The sequence below is a fragment of the Longimicrobiaceae bacterium genome (assembly GCA_035696245.1).
Lineage (GTDB): Bacteria > Gemmatimonadota > Gemmatimonadetes > Longimicrobiales > Longimicrobiaceae > DASRQW01.
The window spans coordinates 1-19246 of the sequence record DASRQW010000452.1; the positions used below are offsets into that span (position 1 = coordinate 1).

Consider the following 19246-nt stretch of genomic DNA (forward strand, 5'->3'; position numbering starts at 1 on the left):
CTCCCACGCAGTTTGTGGGGGAGGGTAGCGAGCCTAAGCGAGCTGGGAGGGGGCACCGCCGCCGCTCCGGAACCCCATCGGATCTCCGTCGTCCGTCACTCACCCCTTCCCGCCCCCCGCCGCATCCTCATCTCCCGAACCGCTCTCGCGGGCGGCGGCGCGCTGGGCCTGGCGGGCGGCGATCTTCGCCTCGTAGCCGCGGTCCGTCGGCTCGTAGAACGTCTCGCCCGCGATCTCGTCCGGCAGGCACTGGAGGTCCACGTACGCGCCCTCGTAGTTGTGGGCGTACTTGTAGCCCTCGCCGTAGCCCCAGTCCTTCATCAGCCGCGTGGGCGCGTTGCGAAGGTGCAGCGGCACCGGCGCGTCCGGATGCTCGCGCGCGGCCTCGGTCGCGGCGGCGAGGGCCATGTACGCGCGGTTGGACTTGGGCGCGTTCGCCACGTACAGGATCGCGTTCGCCAGCGGCAGGAAGCCCTCGGGCGCGCCCAGCCGCTCGAACGCGAGCATCGCCTGCACGGCGACCATGCCGGCCTGCGGGTCGGCCAGGCCCACGTCCTCGTACGCGGCGGCCACCAGGCGGCGGAAGAGCGTCTTGGGGTCCTCGCCGCCCTGGATCATCCGCATGCCCCAGTACAGCGCGCCCTCGCCGCTGCTGGCCCGCAGCGACTTGTGGAACGCCGACAGCATCTCGTACGCGAGCGTGGTGTCGTAGCGTGCCGTGCGCTGCTGCAGCGCCTCGCGCATGACCTCGGGGCCGATGGTGGAGCCCGGGCCGGAGAGGCGGGCCGCGATCTCCAGCCCGGAAAGCGCCTGGCGCGCGTCACCCCCCGTGCTGTGGACCAGGATGTCCTCCGCCTCGGGGTCCAGCGCCAGTTCCATCCGCCCCAGCCCGCGCTCCTCGTCCGCCAGCGCGCGGTGGATCACGGCGCGCAGGTCGTCCTCCGTGAGCGACTGGAGGACGAGCACCTGCGAGCGCGACAGCAGCGCGGGGTTGATCTCGAACGCGGGGTGCTCCGTGGTCGCGCCGACCAGGCCGAGCAGCCCGGACTCCAGCGTGGGAAGGAGGAAGTCCTGCTGGCCCTTGTTGAGCCGGTGGATCTCGTCGACGAAGAGCAGAGTGCGCTGCTGCGCCTTCCGCCGCGCCTCGGCCTCCTTCACCACCTCGCGGAGGCGCGGCACGCCCTCGCTCACGGCGTTGAAGGGCACGAACGCGGCGCCGCCGTGGCCCGCGATCACCCGCGCCAGCGTGGTCTTGCCCGTGCCCGGCGGGCCGTGGAGGATCAGGTTCGGCAGGTACCCGGCGCCCACCAGCTTCCGCAGCGTGCCGTCCGGGCCCACGAGGTGCTCCTGGCCGACGATCTCGTCCAGCGTGCGCGGGCGCATGCGCTCAGCCAGCGGCGCGTCCGAGCGCGGCGGCTTCGGCGCGGCGGACGGCCCCGCATCTCCCGAGCCCGTTCGCGGTGCACCTTCCGGCTCGCCGAACAGCGACAGGTCGCTCACGCCTCGCCTCCCAGCATCAGCCACGCGGCGTAGAAGAGCGCCACGCCGAAGAAGACGGAGAGCGCGGCCGACCAGCTGCGCTCCTTCTGCACCTCGGGGATCAGGTTCGACGCGGCGACGTACAGCGTGACGCCGGCGCTGACCGCCAGGCCGTACGTCTGCAGCGGCGCGATCACGTCGGTGAGGAACACGCCCACCACGGTGGAGACGCCCAGCGCGACCACGCCCAGCAGCGCTCCCCGCCGCGAGTTGCCGCTCGCCATCATCACCGAGGCCACCGTCACGCCCTCGGGGATCTTGTGCAGCAGGATGGCCACGAACACCAGCATCCCCACGGCCGAGCCCACCGCAAAGCCGCTGGCGATGGCCACGCCGTCGAAGAAGGTGTGCAGCAGCAGGCCTAGCAGCGCGGAGATGCCCACGTGCTCGTCCACGTGGTGCGTCTCCTCGCCGAAGTGGAAGTGGGGCGTGAGCACGTGCTGCGTGAGGTGCACCAGCAGGTAGCCCACCAGCACGCCCACCGCCGCGTTCACCCCGCCCTCCAGCGCGTGCGGGAGCATGGCGAGCATCGCCACCGCGAGCATGAAGCCCGCCCCGAAGGCGATGAGCAGGCGCTGCGTGTTCCGCCCGCGCGGCGAGGCCGTGGTGATCACCAGCCCGCCCGCGACGTTGGCGGCGCCCGCCGCCAGAGCATACAAGATCGCTGCGTTCACCCGCTGCGCCTGACCCGAAAAGGAATCCGAACCGCCGAGAGATTGGAAGCTGCCAAAGTCGCGCCCGCGCGGGGTCGATGTCAACTGCGTGCGGGAGATGCGCCGCGGACCATCTCCGCAGATGGGGCGATCCTCGTCCCACGTCACACGAGAACAGCGGGTCGCCTCATGTCCGCAGATGCGGTCCGCGGATATTGTGTCGATGTGGTAGATGCGCGGATCGGATCGCCATTGGAGGACGGGAGATGCGGGACAAGACGATGGAATGGCGGAGGGGCGAGCTCACCGTCTCGACCGATCGGCGGAGGCTGGAGCTGGATGCGGTGCTGGAGATGCTGCTCGCCACGCACTGGGGCGGCGGGATGCGGCGCGACCTCCTGGAGCGCGCCGTGGAGAACTCCGTCTGCTTCGGGGTCTACCGCGGCGCGCGGCTGGTGGGGTTCGCGCGGGCCGTGAGCGACCTGGCGACGTACGGGTACCTCACCGACGTCGTGATCACGGAATCCGAGCGCGGGCGCGGGCTGGGCCGCTGGCTGGTGGAGTGCATCCTCGCTCACCCGGACCTCCAGAACCTCCGCCGCTTCTCGCTGATGACGCGCGACGCGGCAGGGCTGTACGAGCAGTTCGGCTTCGGCCCGCAGCGCGGCACATCGACCTACATGGAGATCTGGAACCCGGCCGCGTATGGCGCCTCCGCGGGTTGATGGTGTTCTCACGGCCGCGCCAACGGTTCAACTCGCCGCTCCTGCTAGTCCAATAATGGGTGCACTGACGAATCAGGGTAGAACGAGACCGCCGGAAGAACGAGGACACGATCCCGGCGCCGGCAAGCCTCTCGGAGCCCACCCATCGCCGTTCTCCAGAGTAGTCTGGCGTGTACTGTATCGTGAGTTCCCGTCGATTCCGAGAAGAGCGAACATGAAGCATCATCTGCGTACCTGGAGCGATGGCTATGGCGCGTCATTGGGCAATCGAAACTGTCGGATCGGCGCTCCATCGGCTCATGGTAGCGTTGATGTTCACGATGACGACACGGAAACAAGTTCTTGGCTTCGAACTGTGCGACGTCACCCTGAATCATGATGGCGCCCTCCTGTTCGACCGAGTGGGGGCGGCACTCGAGATGATCCGCCAGTACGACCCGAGACGTTTCCGGAGGATGCAACGCGAAGTCGCCTGGATTGGCGTTACGAACTCGCCTGCCGCCGCGGGGCGATACTGGCTTGGTCCCAAAGCGGTGGTGCTTGATGCGAGTTTCATTCGGGGCTTCGTTGTCGAGTCCATCGCAATGGTCATCGTGCATGAAGCAACCCATGCTCGGATTCGGCAGCGAGGGGTCCGCGTCAGGGGGAAGGAAGGGCGAGAGGAGCATACGTGCGTAGGGCAGGAAATCATTTTTGCGAGGCGTATCCCAGGGACGGAACAGTTGATTCAGGGAGCGAGGGAGAAACTCGAGAGCCGGTACTGGGAGAGAAACGTCCCGCTGAGGAGTACATGACGGGCCTCGGATCTCCGAGGTGGGGCTCCCAGGCTACTCGGTGCCGGGTCGCGCCAAGTAGTGCCTGCGCAGGCGGATAGGGATCGGATGCGATGAATCGCACCCCTACACGGCGCCGCATCGGACACTGGCCGCGTGGCATCTACGGACGGGTGAGTCAGTCGCCTTCGAGGACGACGAAGGCGGCGGCGGTGTCGCCGGTGTGGGTGAGGGTGAGATGGATGCGGCGGACGCCGCGCTCGGCGGCGCAGCGGGCGGCCTCGCCGGAAAGGACGAGCGACGGGGCGCCACTGGGGGCGGATACGACCTCCACGTCGGTCCAGCAGCCGCCGCGGCCCCAACCGGTGCCCAGTGCCTTGAACAGCGCCTCCTTCGCCGCGAAACGCGCTGCGAACGACTCCGGCGGGTGGCGGCTGGCGTGGCAGCGGCGTGCCTCGGCCGGGGTGAAGAGGCGGGCCAGGGCGCGCTCGCCGCGGCGCTCCATCATGGCGGCCACGCGGCTTATGCTCGCCAGGTCGGCGCCGATGGCGACGATCACGGCCGCTCCTTGCGCGGGTGGGGAAAGGGTGGCAACGTTGCGCCGCCAATGTACGCCGCGCGCGGCCCCGCCTCAACGGCCCGCGCGGCACGCCATTCGCAAGACCGCGCGCTCCGTCGCCCCGTGTGGGCGGCCGGCTTACGCGCACCCGAACGAAGCGACTGGGGAGGAACGACGTGGCTCGATCCCGCTGGCGGAACAGGCTGTACCTCGCGGGCGTGCTCGCCGCGGGGATCGGGGCGGGCATCCTGACCGGCTTCTTCCTCATCCACATCATCATCGGGCGGTGGGGCAAGATCTGACGCCCCGCCCGGCTTTCTTTCCGAATCGACGAGCGGTTGCGGCACCGCAGGATGCAGCTGGATATGACGCGTCTCCCCTTCCCCCGCGCGCTGGCGCTCCTCGCCGCGCTGCTCCTTCCGCACGCCTCGCACGCCCAGGCGCCGTCCGACGGCGGCTCGCTCGCCGCATCCGCATCTCCCGAAGTCGCTTCGCTGGATGCCGACCTGCGCGCGATCCTGCGCGCCACCGGCTGGAGCGACGCGCGGTACGGCGTGGTGGTCGTCTCGCTGGACCGCGGCGACACGCTGTTCGCGCTGAACGCGGACGAGAGCCTGGCGCCGGCATCGAACCTCAAGCTCTACAGCACCGCGGCGGCGCTGTCGTACCTGGGCCCGGACTTCCGCTACTCCACGTACCTCATCGCCGGCGGCGACGTGCGCGACGGCGTGCTGGAGGGCGACGTCGTCCTCTTCGGCACGGGCGACCCGTCCGTCTCCGCGCGCATGCAGGAGCGTGCGTCTGCCGTGATGGACGCGCTGGCGGACTCACTGGCCATGCGCGGCGTGCGCGAGGTGCGCGGCGCGGTGGTGGGCGACGGCAGCTTCTTCGACGCACAGTGGCGCGGCGAGGGATGGACGGCCTCGGACCTGGGCGCGGCGTACGGTGCCCCCGTCGGCGCCCTATCTGCCGACGAGAACCTGACGGCGCGGCGCACGCCGGTGGAGAACCCCGTGCGGACCGCCGCGTCCGTGCTGCGCGACGCGCTGGAGCGGCGCGGGATCGCGGTGCGCGGCGGCGTTCGCATCAACCTGGACCCGTCGTCGTCTCCCGCCTCCGCGTATGGCCCGGCGGGAGTGGCTGCGCGGCGCGGGACCATCGTGGCGACGCACCTGTCGCCGCCGCTGCGCGACATTGCGAGCGTGACCAACCACGTGAGCCACAACCTCTTCGCGGACGCGCAGCTCAAGACGGCGGGGCGCGCGGCGGGCGGCAAGGGCAGCTTCGACGCGGGCTTCCGCGCCGTGCGCAAGCTCCTCGCGCAGGCGGGCGCGGACACGGCGGCGGTGCGCATGCACGACGGCTCGGGCCTGTCGCGGCTGGACCGGGTGACGGCGCGGACCACGGTTCAGCTCCTGTCGTTCATGTCGCGCGGGCCGCTGGCGGACGTCTACCTCGCCTCGCTGCCCGGCGCGGCGGAGAAGGGCGGGCTCAAGCGCATGTACGGCACCGCCGCGGCCGGCAACCTGCGCGCGAAGACGGGCACCATCCACGGCGTGTCGTCGCTCTCCGGCTACGTCACGTCGGCGGGCGGCGAGCGGCTGGCGTTCAGCATCATCGGCAACGACCTGCCGGACACGCACCGTGCCAAGCGCGTCGAGGACGAGATCGGCGTCCGGCTGGCGGAGTTCCGGCGGCCGTAGCTCCATCTCGCGGCAGATGAACGGAAGGGGAAAACCTCGCGCGGTCTTCCCCTTCTTTCGTATCCGGTCTCCACTGCCCCGAACGGCCGATCCGCCGCCGCTCATCGCCCGCGCGGTCGCGTGGTCGTACGGCGGGGATGGAGCGGACGCATCTCCGAATGGTAATTCCGCTCCGACTTTCGCCACGAGACGTAGCTCGCTGCCGTGAACGGGTCGCGCGCGGTGACGCGGTAGCTGCGGAGGACGAGGGTGCGCGTGCCGCGCCAGCCAAGCCGCGCGATCAGCCAGTGGAGCCGGGTTGGCGATTCGAACGTGCGCCCGTGCCACAGGCCCGTCTTCGCCGTCAGCGTCTTGGGCGCGACGAAGGCGCCGCGTGCGAAGGGGCGGAGGCGGCGCGGCAGGCCGGCCGCCCACTGCTGCCGAACCGCGTGCCAGCCGTCGGCGCGGCGGATCTTCAGGAACTGGCTGGTGCACCCCGCCGTCCCGTTCCAGCAGACGGTGAGCGCCAGCATCGCGCCGCCGCCGGGCGCGTCGCCGATCTCGGGAATCACGTCGGCGAACCACGTGGGCCAGTACACGCCCTGCCATTCCGGCCGCAGCACCCCGCCCGCCCGCGCGGCGGAGTAGACGACCAGCGTCTCCTCCTGCCTGCTGTAGATGACTGTGTCCTTCGTCGTGGGATCGGGAAAGGTGTCGGCGATGATCGTCTGGTAGATGCCGACCGACCACCGCCGCCCGCCCGCCATCCCCAGGTCCGCCATCTCCACCGGCCTGCACCCCGCGCTGGAAACCGCCGGGCAGCGCGTTCTTGCCTGCGCCTGCGAGATGGGTGCTGCGTGCGTCAGATAGCCCGGCGCCACCCACTCCGGCGGGTCGACGTCCTGCGCTTGCAGCCTGCAGCCGCCGGAGACGAGCAGCATGGTCGCGGAGAGGAGCGCGTGTCGCATCGGCGTCCGTAGAGCCTGGGAGGTGGAGGAGAAGTGCGGTGGGAGCGGAGCGTGCAGCGGCCGGCAAGAACACGACGGGAGATCCACGGTGAACGAGAACACAGCGATGCGCCGGGGTCGTCAGCGGCCGGGATGAAGCTGCCGGGAACGGTTGATGTCGGGCGGAACGGACGTCCGCCACTGCGGGTGAGGCCGGAACGGGTCGCGAGACGTAACGCGATAGCTTCGCAGGACGAGCGCGTCGTCACCCTGCCACTTCAGCCCTAAGACGAGCCAGCGCATCTGCTGGCCGCCGCTCGGCCGCGGGCCGTCCCAGAGGCTGGTCCAGCCGCCCAGCGTGCTCGGAACGATTCGCGCCCGGCTGCCCCGGTCCCGCAGCGCAGCGGGCAGTCCCTCCGCCCAGCGCTTGCGCACGGGGTGCCAGCCTTCGGCGCGGCGGACCGCCAGGAACTGCTCTCCGCATGCCGCGGTGCCGAACCAGCAGACGGTCAGGCCCAGCAGCGCTCCGCCGCCCGGCGCGTCGCCCACCTGCGGCATCACCTCGTAAACGTACGACTGCCGGTACTCTCCGTGCCACTCCGGCCGCAGCGGTCCGCCCGGCCGCGCCGCGGAGAACACCACCACCGCCTCGCCCCCGCGGGTGTTGAGGACCGTGTCACGGCCGGCGCGCTCCGGCACCGTGTCGGTGATGACCCACTCGTAGATCCCTGCCGACCAGCGCCGTCCGCCGGCCACCCCCAGGTCCACCATCTCCACCGGCTTGCAGCCGCGCGGGCGGCCGGTCTGCGCGGGACAGCGGCTCCGCGCCTCCGCCTGCGAGATCGCCTGGGCGTTGCGGACGAACCCTCGCCGAACGAGGTCCGCCGGCTCGACCTCCTTCTGCGCAAGCAAGCGCGGCGCGGGCGCGAAGAGCAGGAGCGCGAGAAGCAGGCGAGAGCGCATCGACATTGTGGGATCGGGAACGTTGGATAGGAACCGCGGGAAGGTCGATGCGTGCCGGGATCATCATCCGTCGAGCATCCGTCGATACGGCTTGGGCAGGGAGATGAGAGATGTGCATCGGCCGACCCGCATCTCCCGTCTCACCGGCCGCTCGTCAGTCCGCCCGAAGCGCGATCATGGGATCGACGCGGGTGGCGCGGCGCGCGGGCAAGGCGCTCGCCGCGAGGGCGACGAGCGCGAGGAGGACCGCGACGCCTGCGTAGGCGATTGGGTCGACGGCGCTCACGCCGTACATGAACCCGCCCAGCAGGCGGTGCAGGACGAACGCGGCGACCAGCCCGGCGGCGATGCCGGTGCCCGCGAGCGCCGCGCCGTGGCCGACCACGAGCCGCGAGACGTCCGCCCCGCGTGCCCCGAACGCCAGCCGGATGCCGATCTCGCGCGTGCGCTGCGCGACCAGGTACGAGATGACGCCGTAGATGCCCAGCACGGCCAGCAGCAGCGCCGCGCCGCCGAACGCGCCCAGCAGCAACAGGCTGAACCGCCGGTCCGCCAGCGAGGCGCTGAACACCTCGTCGAGCGTGCGGAAGGTGGGCGGCACGTCGGGCGCCATCTCGCGCAGGATGCGGCGCGCGGGGCCGATCATGGCCGCCGCGTCCACCGGGCCGCGCATCACCACGTGGAAGCGGCTGATCTTGCCCGTGCGCTGCCGCGCGGAGCCGTACAGCGTGGGCCGCGGCTCCGCGTCCACGCTGGCCTCGCGAATGTCGCCCACCACGCCGACGACGGTGAACGGGTGCAGGTCGCCGTCCATGTTGCCGAACTGGATGATCTTGCCCACCGGGTCCTGCCCCGGCCACCGCTTCCGCGCCAGCGACTCGCTCACCAGCGCCACGTGGCCGGACGTGGGCCCGTCGCCCGGCTGGAACCAGCGGCCGCGGCGCAGCGGGATGCCCATCGCCCGGAAGTAGCCGTCGCTGGCCACGCGGTACTCGGCCTGGCCGGTGCGCGCCGGGTCCGCCGCCAGCCGCTGGAAGTCCTCGAAGCTGGTGGCCTCGTCCGGCCGCATCAGCTCCAGGAAGGTGCCGTCGGAGTAGCCGCCGTCCAGCGGGAAGGCGTTCACGCCGCCCACCTCCGTCACGCCGGGAATGGCGCGCAGCCTCCCCATCAGCTCGTCCTGGAACGCCGCCAGCCGCACGCCGCCAGCCGCGTCGGCAGGGTCGTCCATCGCCAGGTCCAGCACCACGCCGCCGCCCGTCCGGTAGCCCGTGTCTGCCGAGAGCAGGCGCAGGAAGCTGCGGCCCAGCACGCCCGCGCCCACCAGCAGCACCAGCGTGAGCGCCACCTGGAGCGCCGCCAGCCCGTCGCGCATGCGCCCCGCGCCGCCGGACACGGTGCGCCCGCGGGCCATCCGCTCGCGCAGCTCGCCGCGCAGCGCGTGCAGGGCCGTGAGCGCACCCAGCGCCACCGCCGTCACCAGCGAGACGGCGAGGGCGAAGAGGAAGACGCCGCCGCTCACCTCCACGTCCGCCACGCGCGGCAGGCCCTCGGGCTGTAGCCGCCGCAGCACGCGCACGCCCCACCACGCCACGGCCAGCCCCACCGCGCCGCCGGCCAGCGAGAGCAGCAGCGCCTCGGCCACGAACTGCTGCACCAGCCGGCCGCGGCCGGCGCCCAGCGCCAGCCGCACCGCCGTCTCGTGGCTCCGCCCCGCCGTGCGCACCAGCAGCAGGTTGCTCACGTTGGCGCAGGCGATGAGCAGCAGGAACGCCGCGGCACCCAGCAGGAGCATCAGCGCGGGCCGGACACGGCCGACGATCTGCTCCTGGAGCGGCACCACGGCGGCGTTGGACATCCAAGTGTCCTCGCCATGCACCGCCTTGAGCCGCCGCGCGATGGCGCTGGCCTCCTGCTGCGCGTGCTCCACCGGCACGCCCTCGCGCAGGCGGCCCAGCGCCTGGAAGTTGTGCGCGGTGCGGCTGGGGAAGAGCGGGTACGCCTCGCGCGGCTCCCACAGGTCGGTGCCCGTCGGGAACGCCGCGCCGTCCGGCAGCACGCCCACCACGCGGTACAGGCGCCCCCCGAAGCGCAGCTGCCGCGACGCCAGGTCCGCCGTGCCGCCCAGCGCGCGCAGCCAGAACGCGTGGCTCACCACCACGGCGCCGGGCCCGCCCTCGCGCTGCTCCTCGGGCGCGAAGAGGCGGCCCAGGGCGGGCTTCACCCCCAGCACCGCGAAGAAGTCGCGCGACACCGAAGCCGGGTGCGCCCGCAGCGGCTCGCCGCCGCCGTTCACCGTCACCGCGTCGCCCGCCTGGAGCTCGGCCATCGCCCCGAAGCTGCGGCTCTGCTCGCGCAGGTCGGCGAAGTTGGGGTCCGAGAAGTTCATCTCCGCGCCGTCCTTGCCCAGCTGCCAGAGCTGGACGATGCGGTCCGGCTGCGGGAACGGAAGCGGCCGCTGGAGCACCGAGTGCACCACGCTGAACAGCGCGGTGGTGGCCCCGATGCCCAGGCCGAGCGCGAGGACAACCACCAGCGTGAACCCCGGCGCGTGGCGCAGCGACCGGGCGGCGTGGCGGAGCGAGAAGCGGAGGCTTTCCATGCGGTACCTGTGGGGGGATCGTCGGGGATGTCGCCGCGGCGAGACCTGTCTTCGCGGCATCCAGCGGCTCGTGCGGACGGGATTCGATGCTTGCGCCGGCTACTTCGTTTGACCACGGGAGATGAACGGCGGTTGCGACGCCGCGCATCTACCGAAACCCGCAGTACCTCGCAGCCGAATCGCAGCCTACGGAACGTTCGGTAGATGCAGGATGTGCGATGATGTCAGATGAAAGCTCGTCGATCGATGCAGATCGACCCTCGCTGCCGGGCGAGATGCGGCACGCGTTCGATGCGCATCGCCAGCCCACCGGCGGATGCGCGGCTGGGCGGGACTTCGGCGGACCGCGACGACGGCAGGAGATGCGCAGCCGCCGCGCATCTCCCGACGACCCTGCCCTCAGCCCTGCGGGATGACGCGCCGGGCGAAGAGGAAGAGGCGGCGCAGCTCCTTCTCGTAGTTGCGGCGGCCGGCCAGGTCGTTGCGCGCCACGCCGCCGTTGCCCAGCGACGAGTGGATGATCCTGGACCCGCCGGTGGACATGGTCACGTGCGTGCAGCGCCCCGGCTCCTCGGCGTAGAACATGAGGTCGCCCGGCAGCAGCCGCCCGAAGTCGTCGCCCGGGTCGACCTCCTCGCCGGTGCGCGCCTGGAGATCCGCGTCGCGCGGCAGGCGGAGGCCGTGCATCTGGTACACGCGCTGCACGAGGCCGGAGCAGTCCACGCCGCCCATCGTCACGCCGCCCCACAGGTACGGCACGCCCAGCCACCGCGCCGCCGTCTCGCACACCGCCGCGCCGTCCAGCGGGAACGCCAGCGGCCGCAGCGCCGCGGGGATCAGGTCGCCTTCGGGCATGCCGCGGCGCCCGTCCGGCAGCCGCACCACCGTCTCGGACTCGCGCACCACGCGGGCGCCCCACGGCAGCCGCGCCAGCACGTCGCCGTCGTCCGTGCGCAGCTCGGCGCCCAGCGAGAGCCAGGCGTCGCCGTCGGTGCCCAGCTCCCAGGCGCGCGTCTCGGACTCGGCCATCAGCATCACGTAGCCCGCGTGCAGCCAGCCGATGTAGCCGTCGCCGCTGCGGCACTGGAGCCAGCGGCCGTTCGTGCGCAGCACCAGCAGGTGGCTGCCCAGCACCGCCTGCGACACCTGCGTCTCGGCGATGCGCGGCCCGCCCAGCATGGGCGCGATGGATGCCGTGACCACCGCGTGCACCGTCTCGTCCGCCGCCGCCTCGGGCAGGCGCACCACCTCGTCGCTCACCTCGTCCCACGCGTTCAGCGCCGCGATGCGCTGGTGCAGCGCGTCCGCCGCCGCGGGCTCCGACGTGGCGCCCACCAGCGCGACCGCGCCGCCGCGCGGCTCCACCTCCACCTCGAAGACCGCCGTGCGCGGGTCCGGCGCGAAGTGGAGGCGTACGTCCTCCACCAGCGCCTCCAGGTAGTGCAGCGACGACGTCACGCCACCTCCGCGCCGCGCAGCACCTCGATCACCGCGCCGATCTCCTCCGCCGTGTTGTACACGTGCGGCGCGAGGCGGACGGCGCCCTCGCGCGGCACGCAGACCACGCCCGCCGCGTGCAGCGCCCGCATCGTCCGCGGCAGGTCCTTGGGCTTGAAGCAGAAGATGCCGGACCGCCGCTCGCGCCGCAGGTCGCTCACGATCTGCACCTCCCGCTCCGCCAGCCAGTCGATCAGCGGATCGAGAATCCCGAGCACGTGGTCGCGCACGTTTTCGATGCCGGTTTCCAGCAGCAGGTCGACCGACTCCGTGAGCCCGGCGATGTCCTGCTGCGGCAGCGTCGCCACCTCGTAGCGGCGCGCGCCGGGCAGGAACCTCCAGCGGTAGTCCACCACACGGCTGTAGTCCACCGTGGCCGCCATCGCCGTCCAGCCCACCACGTTCGGCTCGGCCTGCGCGTACAGCTCCGGGCGCACGTACGCGAACCCGGCGCCGAACGGGCCGAGCAGCCACTTGTGCCCGCCCGTCGCAAGCACGTCGACTTCGGCCTCGCGCACGTCCAGCGGCACCTGGCCGAGCGCCTGGATGGCGTCCACCACGAAGCGGATCCCGCGCTCGCGGCAGAAGCGCCCCAGCTTGGGCAGGTCCGCGTTCCATCCCGTGGCGAACTGCACGGCGGAGAGGGCGAAGATCGCCACGTCGCCACGGTCCAGCTCCACCAGGATGCGGTCCTCGTCCGGGTTCCCCTTCTCGTCGGCCGGGACGAGGTCGAACCGCACGCCCTCGCGCTGCGCCAGGCCCATCCACGGGTACACGTTCGCCGGGAACTCGCGCGCGCTGGCGAGCACCCGCTGCCCCTGCGCGACGGGCAGGATGGCCGCGGCCAGGTTGATGCCGAAGCTGGTGTTGGGGACGAGGGCGATGTCCTCCGCGGCGGCGCTCACCAAGCGCGCGGCTGCCTCGCGGCAGCGGCGCAGCGTGGGCTCGAAGTCGTCGTCCGCCAGCTCATGGACGCGCGAGCGCCGCAGGTTGTACGCGTCGGTCGCGCGGCGCGAGCGCTCCGGCAGCGGGCCGACCGACGCGGCGTTCAGGTACGGCGACGCGCCCACGTGCGGGAACTCGGCGGCGCGCAGCGCGTGGACGTCGAAGCCGGCGGCGGGCGGGGCTTGGCTCATGCGGCGGACGGGCGAAAGATGGGGCTTTCTCTGGCGATGCGGACCGCGTAGCATAACCCCCGCCAACAGGCGCGACAACCCCGCGCGAAGGCGCCTCCGTCCGGCACCGCCCCGCATCCGCCGGGTATCACCGCCCGTCCCGCGACCTTCCCCAGAAACGCCTCCGAACGCGATGCAGATCACCGGCCTGGAGCCGCAGAAGAAGAACCCGGACCGCGTGAACGTGCACGTGGACGGCCAGTTCCGCATCGCCCTCGCCGCAGAGATCGCGTGGGCCGAGCACCTGCACGTGGGCGACGACGTCACCGACGAGCAGCTTGCGGAGCTGGAGGCGCGCGACCACGCCTGGAAGGCGCGCGAGGCGGTGCTGGTGCTGCTCTCCTTCCGCCCGCGAACCGCGGCCGAGCTGCGGCGCCGCCTGGTGGAGAAGGGCTACCCGGCCGAGGTCGCGGAGACCTGCGTCGCCTCCCTCGGCGATCACGGCCTCGTCAACGACGCCTCGTTTGCCGAGGTCTTCGTCCGCGACCGCGTGCGCCTCCGGCCGAAGGGTCGCCGCGTGCTCGCGCAGGAGCTGCGGATGAAGGGCGTGGATGCGGAGACCGCCGACACCGTGATCGACGATGTCATGGAGCGCGAAAGCTCGTCCGACACAGACCTCGCCCGCGCCGCCGCCGCGAAGTGGCGCCCCCGCGCTGGCGAGGACGCCCAGCGCGCCCGCCGCCGCCTCCACGGCTTCCTCGCCCGCCGCGGCTTCACCGGCGACGCCGTCCGCACGGTGATGGACGAGGTGATGGATCGTGATGTGGGGGATTCGGACGAGGAGTTCGATGACGCTGAATAACGTCGTACCGACTGCATCGCGCTTCCACGTCAGGTAATCGCGCTTCCACGTCAGGTAGGGGAGCACCTGCGTGTGCTCCTTCGGTTCGGCAGGGACGGTGCTTCACTCTGGCATCAGTGCCTCCGCAGCACGGCCGACACGCAGGTCGGCCCTACCAAAGCCTCCCGCCGCGCGCGTCTGGATCGGCATACCATCGACGCATCTGCGCTTGACCCGGCCCGCCGCGCATCCCCACAATATCCTATCCATCTCGCCCTTTCTCGCCCGCCCAACGTCTCCCGCACAATGAAGAAGCTCGCTTACGCGCTGCTCGCCGTCGCGCTGCTCGTGCTCGCCGTGATCGCGGGCGCGACTTGGTACCTGCACCGCGCGGAGGCGGACCCGGACGTGGATGCGCGCGTGGCGGGTCTGGGCGCGCCGGTGGAGGTGTGGCGCGACTCGCTGGGCGTGCCGCACGTGTGGGCGCGCGACGAGGCCGACCTGTTCCGCGCCGTTGGCTACGTCCACGCGCAGGACCGCCTTTGGCAGATGGAGCTCTTCCGCCGCGTGGCAGACGGCCGCCTGGCCGAGGTGCTGGGCGCGCAGATGGTGAAGACCGACGAGTTCCTGCGCACCGTGGGCATGGGCCACGCTGCCGCGGAGAACGAGCGCCGCCTGGACCCGCGCAGCCGTGCCCTGCTCCAGGCCTATGCGGACGGCGTGAACGCCTACATCGCGCAGCACCGCGGCGCCTGGCCGCCGGAGTTCGAGGTGCTGCGCTTCCACCCGCAGCCGTGGACCGTCCGCAACTCCCTGAGCATCGCCAAGATCATGGCCTGGGACTTGGCGGACTGGAACGCGGGGCTGGACCAGCAGCGCGCCATCGACCTCGTGGGCGAAACGCGCGCGAAGGAGCTGAACCCGCCGTATCCCGCCTGGGGCGTGGACATCCTGGGCGAGGATGCGCAGTGGAAGGGCAAGCCCGCGTCCGCATCCCCCGCCCCGCCGTCCGACGCGGACTCGGTCGCCGGTTACCATGCGATGCGGGGCGGATCTTCGCGCATCATCCCGAGAATGAACACAGTCTCTCGGCACGCGCCGCTCGCCGCTGTGCGCGACGTGCCGCTGCCACAGGTTCCGGAGATGGCGCTGCGGCTGCTGGAGGGCGCGTCCATCGCGCACGCGTCGAACGGGTGGGTGATCGGCGGGAGCCGCTCGCGCTCCGGCAAGCCGATCCTGGCGAACGACATGCACCTGGCGCTGCGGGCGCCGTCGCTGTGGTATCTCGGCGCAATTCACGGCGGCGGCATCGACGCGGCGGGGATGATGCTGCCCGGCGTGCCAGTGATCGTCGCCGGGCACACGCGCACCGTCGCGTGGGGCTACACCAATGCCATGGTGGACGACGTCGATTTCTTCGTGGAGCAGCCGGACTCTGCCGACCTGACGCGCTACCGAACCCCCGCCGGCTGGGCGAAGTTCGAGGTCCGCGCGGAGACGATCCAGGTGAAGGGCGCCGCGCCCGTCGTCCACGCCGTCCGCACCACGCGCCACGGCCCGGTGCTGTCCGACGTGGAGCCACGCGCCGGCGGCCGCGTGCTGGCGATGCGGTGGACGGCGCAGGACCCATCGAACGAGATGGTGGCGCTGGAAGCGATGAACCGCGCGGGAGATGCGGCGCAGTTCATGGCCGCGTTGCGCAACTTCACCAGCCCGCACCAGAACGTGATCTTCGCCGACGCTGCGGGTACCATCGGCTACTGGATGGGCGGCACCGTGCCCGTGCGCCGCGGCGGCGACGGCCTGCTGCCCGTGCCCGGGTGGACGGATCAGGGCGAGTGGACGCGCTACCTGGAATGGGACGAGCACCCGCACGTCGTGAACCCGGCCGACGGCTTCATCGTCACCGCGAACAACCGGCAGCTCGGTCCGCAGTCGGGCTATCCGTTCGAGATCGCGTCGAGCTCGATGCAGCCGTACCGCGCCAACCGCATCCGCGAGATGGTGGAGGCGGGCCGCGACCTCACCGCCGCGGACGTGCTGGGCGAGCAGATGGACGTGCACGACCTGTTCGCCGCGCGCAACCTGCGCTACGCCATCGCCGCCGCGGAAGCCGTGAACGACAGGCGCGCGCTCCGCGAGCTGCGCGGCTGGAACGGCGAGGCGCGGGCGGATTCGCGCGCGGCCGCCATCTTCTACACGTGGTTCGAGGCCCTCCGCCGCCGCGTGGGAGAGGACGAGTACCGCGGCAAGCCGATGTACTTCCCCCGCGCCACGCTGGAGAACATCCTCCAGGCCGGCGACAGCCCGTGGGTCGACGACGTCCGCACCCCCCAGCGCGAAACTCTCCCCACCCTCTCCGCCGACGCGATGCGCGAGGCCGTGCGCGCGGTGAAGCGGAAGCGCTGGGGCAGCATCCACCGCACGCGCATCGAGCACCCGCTGGGCGCCGTGAACGCGCTGGACCGGGCACTGGGGCTCAACATCGGCCCGTTCCCCAACGGCGGCTCCGGCAGCACGGTGGACGTGGCGGGCTACGGCGGCACGCGTCCGCCGTTCATCAACGGCTACGGCCCCAGCCAGCGCCACGTGGTCGACATGGCCGACGTGGACGGCCAGGGTGGATTCGTGATCCCCACCGGCCAGTCCGGCCTCCCCTTCTCTGCCCACTACAAGGACCAGACGCAGATGTGGCGCACCGGCCGCCTCTGGCTCATCCCCCTGGACCGTGCCAAAGCCTCCGCCCGCACCGTCGCCCGCATGACCCTGCGGCCGTGAAGAAAAAGAGTGACCTTGCTCACGTGGTAAGTTCGCTCTATTATACGTAAGTCGGTTTTAATAGACGCAGGTTTGATCTATTAGACGTAAATGGGTGCTTACCCTCTCTCCTCGGCAGGAGCCTACCGTGGCGCGGCTGAAAGCACAGAGCAGCTTCCGCTATCCGCTTAGCGCGCTTCTCGGCAACCAGGGAGCGGTGCGCGTCGCCCGCGAGCTTTTCCGGCACGGTGGGCCGCTTTCCGGTCCAGAGATCGGCGCGCGCGCCGGAATGACGCGGAGCGGTGTGTACATGGGGCTGGCACCACTTACCGCCGCCGGGCTCGTCCGGCGGATCGGTGGCCAGCGCTCCGGACTATTCCACGTGGTGACGGACCACCCGCTGGCTGTCCCGCTCGCCGCATTGTTCGACGCAGAACACGGGCGTGTCCAGCAGGCGTACGATGCGATCCGCGGAGCGGCGTCCGGAACATCGCCGCGTCCCGACGCGGTGTGGCTCTTCGGCAGCGTGGCGCGTGGGGACGACCATGCCGCAAGCGATCTCGACATCGCCGTCGTGGCCGCGAACGACCGCGTGGAGGAGACGGTGGATGCCGTCCGCGAGGCAGTCCAGGCTGTCGGTGAACGGCTTTTCCTGCGCATCTCGGTAATAGGTGTGAGCCCCGACGACCTGGACCGCATGGCTTCTGCCGCGGAGCCGTTCTGGACCGCAGTGCGGCGCGACGCGAAAACCCTTGCTGGGCCCGAGCCGGACGACCTGCTGCGCGCATACCGCCGCAAGAGACGCCCGGAATCCACGGATGATGGAGACGCGCGATGACCCGGACCGGGCCGTCGCGCGAGGCACGGGCCGACGAATGGAAAGGCAGGCTGGAGAACGCGAAGGGATTCCACGGGGCGGCGAAGGACCTGCTGGATCTTCACGAAGACGGCCCGAGCACGAACCCGATCCTCACGGTCATCGTTCATGCGGCGATCGCGTATGGCGATGCACTGACGGCGTCGGTGGGAAGAGTGAACCAGAAGGACCACTCAGCTTTGCCGAAGCTTGTTCAGGATGCACTCGGACGGCGAGCCGACCCGGAGCAGATTCGCCGGCTTCAGAGGATTCTCGACGAGAAAGACTCCGTGTCGTACGGTGCGCGGCGGGGCACCACGGAGCAGGCCCGCAAGATGTACGAGCAGCTGGAGCGGTTCGGCACCTGGGCAAAGGACATCCTGAGCTGACCAGAAGAACGGCGCATCGTCAAAACGGTGCGCCGTTCCTTTCATGCGCTCACGACCCAGCGCTTGTCACACGTACATCCGGAAGAAGGAGACTTCCGGCTTGCACATGAAGCGGACGGGGAGCACGGAGGTGCCGATGCCGCGGGAGACGAAGAGCGGCGGGCCGCCCTCGCGGAACCACCCGTGCGCGTACCGCCCGCTACCCGGCGGCAGCACCGGCGCCCACCCGAAGAGCGTGACCTGCCCGCCATGCGTGTGCCCGGACAGCATCACGTCGAACGCGTAGGAGGCGGAGTCGAGCGCGGGCGCCACCGTCTGCCCTGCGACGGCGACCGGGCGAGCGATGGCGGGAAGCTGGTCGCGGAACTTGGGCGAATGCGCCAGGAGAATCCGGCCCCGCACCGGCGCCACGTCCGCCAGCGCGCCGCGCAGGTCCGGCCGGCCGACGAGGTCGTCCACGCCCGTGATGGCGACGTGCCCGCCATCGTGCGGGTGCAGCACCGTGCGGTTGATGAGCAGCTCGCAGTTGAAGCGGGCGTAGACCCGGGCGAGCTCCGCCAGGTCCACGCCGCTCCAGTGCTCCCAGTTGCCCAGGATCGCGTACTTGGGCGTCGCGCGGTCCAGCAGGCCGAGCAGCCGCTCCAGCTTCGGCAGCGCATCCTTGCGGTCTACCGAGTCGCCGGTGATGGCGATGAAGTCCGGCCGCTCGGAGTTGACGCGCGTAGCGATGGCGTGGTGGCGCGGCTCCAGGCGGCGCAGGTGGAGGTCGGTTATCTGGGCGAACCGCAGCACGGACCGGTGCTCCGGCCGCCGCTCGTTCACCTCGTGGTTGGTGAATTCCACCGTGTGCGGCTCCACCAGCACCGCGTCCATGCCCGCCGCCGCGACGCCGACCGCCCCGACGCCGGCGCCCACCCGCTTGAAGAACCCTCGTCTGTCCACGCCGTCTCGCCTGTCTGTGTCGCGGAGAATATCGGTAGATGTGCGGCTCCGGAGCGCTCGACCGAGAGCTGCCCGGCAAGCGACGCATCGCCGACCAAGTCGTCATCGCCCCGGAGCGGAGGACGCGGATACGAGAACGCCGGCGCCGCGGAATCGCTTCCGGGACGCCGGCGTCTTGCTGCGACCGGTGCGCGCTACGCTGGCTGCTGCGCGAGCACGGGCGACCGCTGGCCCCGCAGGCGGAAGACCACCGCGAGGCTCACGACCACGAGCACGATGCTGATGATCTGCGCGATGGAGAGCACGCCGAAGAAGCGGTCGTCCTTGGCGCGGAAGATCTCCACGACGTACCGCTCCGCGCCCGCCATCGCCATGTAGACGAACCACAGCATCCCCTGCGTCTTGATCC

General features: G+C 71.3%; 17 protein-coding genes. 7 read left to right on the forward strand and 10 right to left on the reverse strand.

Annotated features, from left to right (window positions below; translation table 11 throughout):
- Positions 1–99: 99 nt before the first annotated feature.
- Both VFE05_20330 and VFE05_20335 read right to left on the reverse strand, forming a co-directional pair.
- Complete coding sequence (locus tag VFE05_20330; GenBank protein HET6232434.1) at positions 100–1500, reverse strand: replication-associated recombination protein A; 1401 nt, start codon at positions 1498–1500, stop codon at positions 100–102.
- Entirely contained in the window at positions 1497–2213 is a 717-nt protein-coding gene (locus VFE05_20335; GenBank protein HET6232435.1) for a ZIP family metal transporter, read from the reverse strand. The genes VFE05_20330 and VFE05_20335 overlap by 4 nt, the downstream gene beginning before the upstream one ends.
- A 245-nt stretch (positions 2214–2458) precedes the next feature.
- Between VFE05_20335 and VFE05_20340 the strand changes: the two genes are divergently transcribed.
- A complete protein-coding gene (locus tag VFE05_20340; protein HET6232436.1) occupies positions 2459–2917 on the forward strand; it encodes a GNAT family N-acetyltransferase in 459 nt (152 codons plus the stop codon).
- Positions 2918–3868: 951 nt separating this feature from the next.
- Here VFE05_20340 and VFE05_20345 read toward each other — a convergent pair.
- Positions 3869–4249 (reverse strand): holo-ACP synthase, encoded by a 381-nt coding sequence (locus VFE05_20345; GenBank protein ID HET6232437.1) that lies wholly within the window; start codon positions 4247–4249, stop codon positions 3869–3871.
- Between the two features lie 176 nt (positions 4250–4425).
- Between VFE05_20345 and VFE05_20350 the strand changes: the two genes are divergently transcribed.
- Both VFE05_20350 and dacB read left to right on the forward strand, forming a co-directional pair.
- Positions 4426–4551 carry a hypothetical protein gene (locus VFE05_20350; protein HET6232438.1) on the forward strand — a complete coding sequence of 42 codons (126 nt, stop codon included), beginning with the start codon at positions 4426–4428 and terminating at the stop codon, positions 4549–4551.
- 63 nt (positions 4552–4614) lie between these two features.
- A complete protein-coding gene (gene dacB, locus VFE05_20355) occupies positions 4615–5952 on the forward strand; it encodes a D-alanyl-D-alanine carboxypeptidase/D-alanyl-D-alanine-endopeptidase (protein HET6232439.1) in 1338 nt (445 codons plus the stop codon).
- A gap of 101 nt (positions 5953–6053) precedes the next feature.
- Here dacB and VFE05_20360 read toward each other — a convergent pair whose 3' ends face one another.
- The 5 genes from VFE05_20360 to VFE05_20380 form a co-directional block, all read right to left on the reverse strand.
- Positions 6054–6899 (reverse strand): hypothetical protein, encoded by an 846-nt coding sequence (locus VFE05_20360; GenBank protein ID HET6232440.1) that lies wholly within the window; start codon positions 6897–6899, stop codon positions 6054–6056.
- Between the two features lie 120 nt (positions 6900–7019).
- Positions 7020–7847: a hypothetical protein gene (locus tag VFE05_20365; protein ID HET6232441.1), complete on the reverse strand. Its 828-nt coding sequence runs from the start codon at positions 7845–7847 to the stop codon at positions 7020–7022.
- A gap of 148 nt (positions 7848–7995) precedes the next feature.
- On the reverse strand, positions 7996–10440 hold the full coding sequence (locus tag VFE05_20370; protein ID HET6232442.1) for an ABC transporter permease: 2445 nt from the start codon (positions 10438–10440) through the stop codon (positions 7996–7998).
- Positions 10441–10839: 399 nt separating this feature from the next.
- Positions 10840–11898 (reverse strand): NlpC/P60 family protein, encoded by a 1059-nt coding sequence (locus VFE05_20375; protein ID HET6232443.1) that lies wholly within the window; start codon positions 11896–11898, stop codon positions 10840–10842.
- Positions 11895–13073 carry an aminotransferase class V-fold PLP-dependent enzyme gene (locus VFE05_20380; protein HET6232444.1) on the reverse strand — a complete coding sequence of 393 codons (1179 nt, stop codon included), beginning with the start codon at positions 13071–13073 and terminating at the stop codon, positions 11895–11897. The genes VFE05_20375 and VFE05_20380 overlap by 4 nt, the downstream gene beginning before the upstream one ends.
- 172 nt (positions 13074–13245) lie before the next feature.
- Between VFE05_20380 and VFE05_20385 the strand changes: the two genes are divergently transcribed.
- The 4 genes from VFE05_20385 (at position 13246) to VFE05_20400 (ending at position 17895) form a co-directional block, all read left to right on the forward strand.
- Positions 13246–13914, forward strand: coding sequence for a regulatory protein RecX (locus VFE05_20385; GenBank protein ID HET6232445.1), 669 nt, complete (start codon positions 13246–13248; stop codon positions 13912–13914).
- Positions 13915–14199: 285 nt separating this feature from the next.
- Complete coding sequence (locus VFE05_20390) at positions 14200–16671, forward strand: penicillin acylase family protein (GenBank protein HET6232446.1); 2472 nt, start codon at positions 14200–14202, stop codon at positions 16669–16671.
- Between the two features lie 127 nt (positions 16672–16798).
- On the forward strand, positions 16799–17488 hold the full coding sequence (locus VFE05_20395; protein HET6232447.1) for a nucleotidyltransferase domain-containing protein: 690 nt from the start codon (positions 16799–16801) through the stop codon (positions 17486–17488).
- Positions 17485–17895: a hypothetical protein gene (locus VFE05_20400; GenBank protein HET6232448.1), complete on the forward strand. Its 411-nt coding sequence runs from the start codon at positions 17485–17487 to the stop codon at positions 17893–17895. The genes VFE05_20395 and VFE05_20400 overlap by 4 nt, the downstream gene beginning before the upstream one ends.
- A gap of 66 nt (positions 17896–17961) precedes the next feature.
- Here the strand turns inward: VFE05_20400 and VFE05_20405 are convergent, their stop codons facing one another.
- The gene (locus VFE05_20405) at positions 17962–18837 is read right to left on the reverse strand and encodes a metallophosphoesterase (GenBank protein ID HET6232449.1); all 876 of its coding nucleotides are present in this window, start codon (positions 18835–18837) and stop codon (positions 17962–17964) included.
- A gap of 194 nt (positions 18838–19031) precedes the next feature.
- A partial coding sequence (locus VFE05_20410; protein HET6232450.1) for a prolipoprotein diacylglyceryl transferase family protein occupies positions 19032–19246 on the reverse strand: 215 nt, incomplete at its 5' end.

What these genes read in the sequence shown, in the direction of transcription:
- VFE05_20340 (HET6232436.1), top strand. Translation starts at nt 2,459, where the DNA reads ATGCGGGACAAGACGATGGAATGGCGGAGGGGCGAGCTCACCGTCTCG.
- dacB (HET6232439.1), top strand. Translation starts at nt 4,615, where the DNA reads ATGACGCGTCTCCCCTTCCCCCGCGCGCTGGCGCTCCTCGCCGCGCTG.
- VFE05_20360 (HET6232440.1), bottom strand. Translation starts at nt 6,899, where the DNA reads ATGCGACACGCGCTCCTCTCCGCGACCATGCTGCTCGTCTCCGGCGGC.
- VFE05_20365 (HET6232441.1), bottom strand. Translation starts at nt 7,847, where the DNA reads ATGTCGATGCGCTCTCGCCTGCTTCTCGCGCTCCTGCTCTTCGCGCCC.
- VFE05_20370 (HET6232442.1), bottom strand. Translation starts at nt 10,440, where the DNA reads ATGGAAAGCCTCCGCTTCTCGCTCCGCCACGCCGCCCGGTCGCTGCGC.
- VFE05_20380 (HET6232444.1), bottom strand. Translation starts at nt 13,073, where the DNA reads ATGAGCCAAGCCCCGCCCGCCGCCGGCTTCGACGTCCACGCGCTGCGC.
- VFE05_20385 (HET6232445.1), top strand. Translation starts at nt 13,246, where the DNA reads ATGCAGATCACCGGCCTGGAGCCGCAGAAGAAGAACCCGGACCGCGTG.
- VFE05_20390 (HET6232446.1), top strand. Translation starts at nt 14,200, where the DNA reads ATGAAGAAGCTCGCTTACGCGCTGCTCGCCGTCGCGCTGCTCGTGCTC.
- VFE05_20400 (HET6232448.1), top strand. Translation starts at nt 17,485, where the DNA reads ATGACCCGGACCGGGCCGTCGCGCGAGGCACGGGCCGACGAATGGAAA.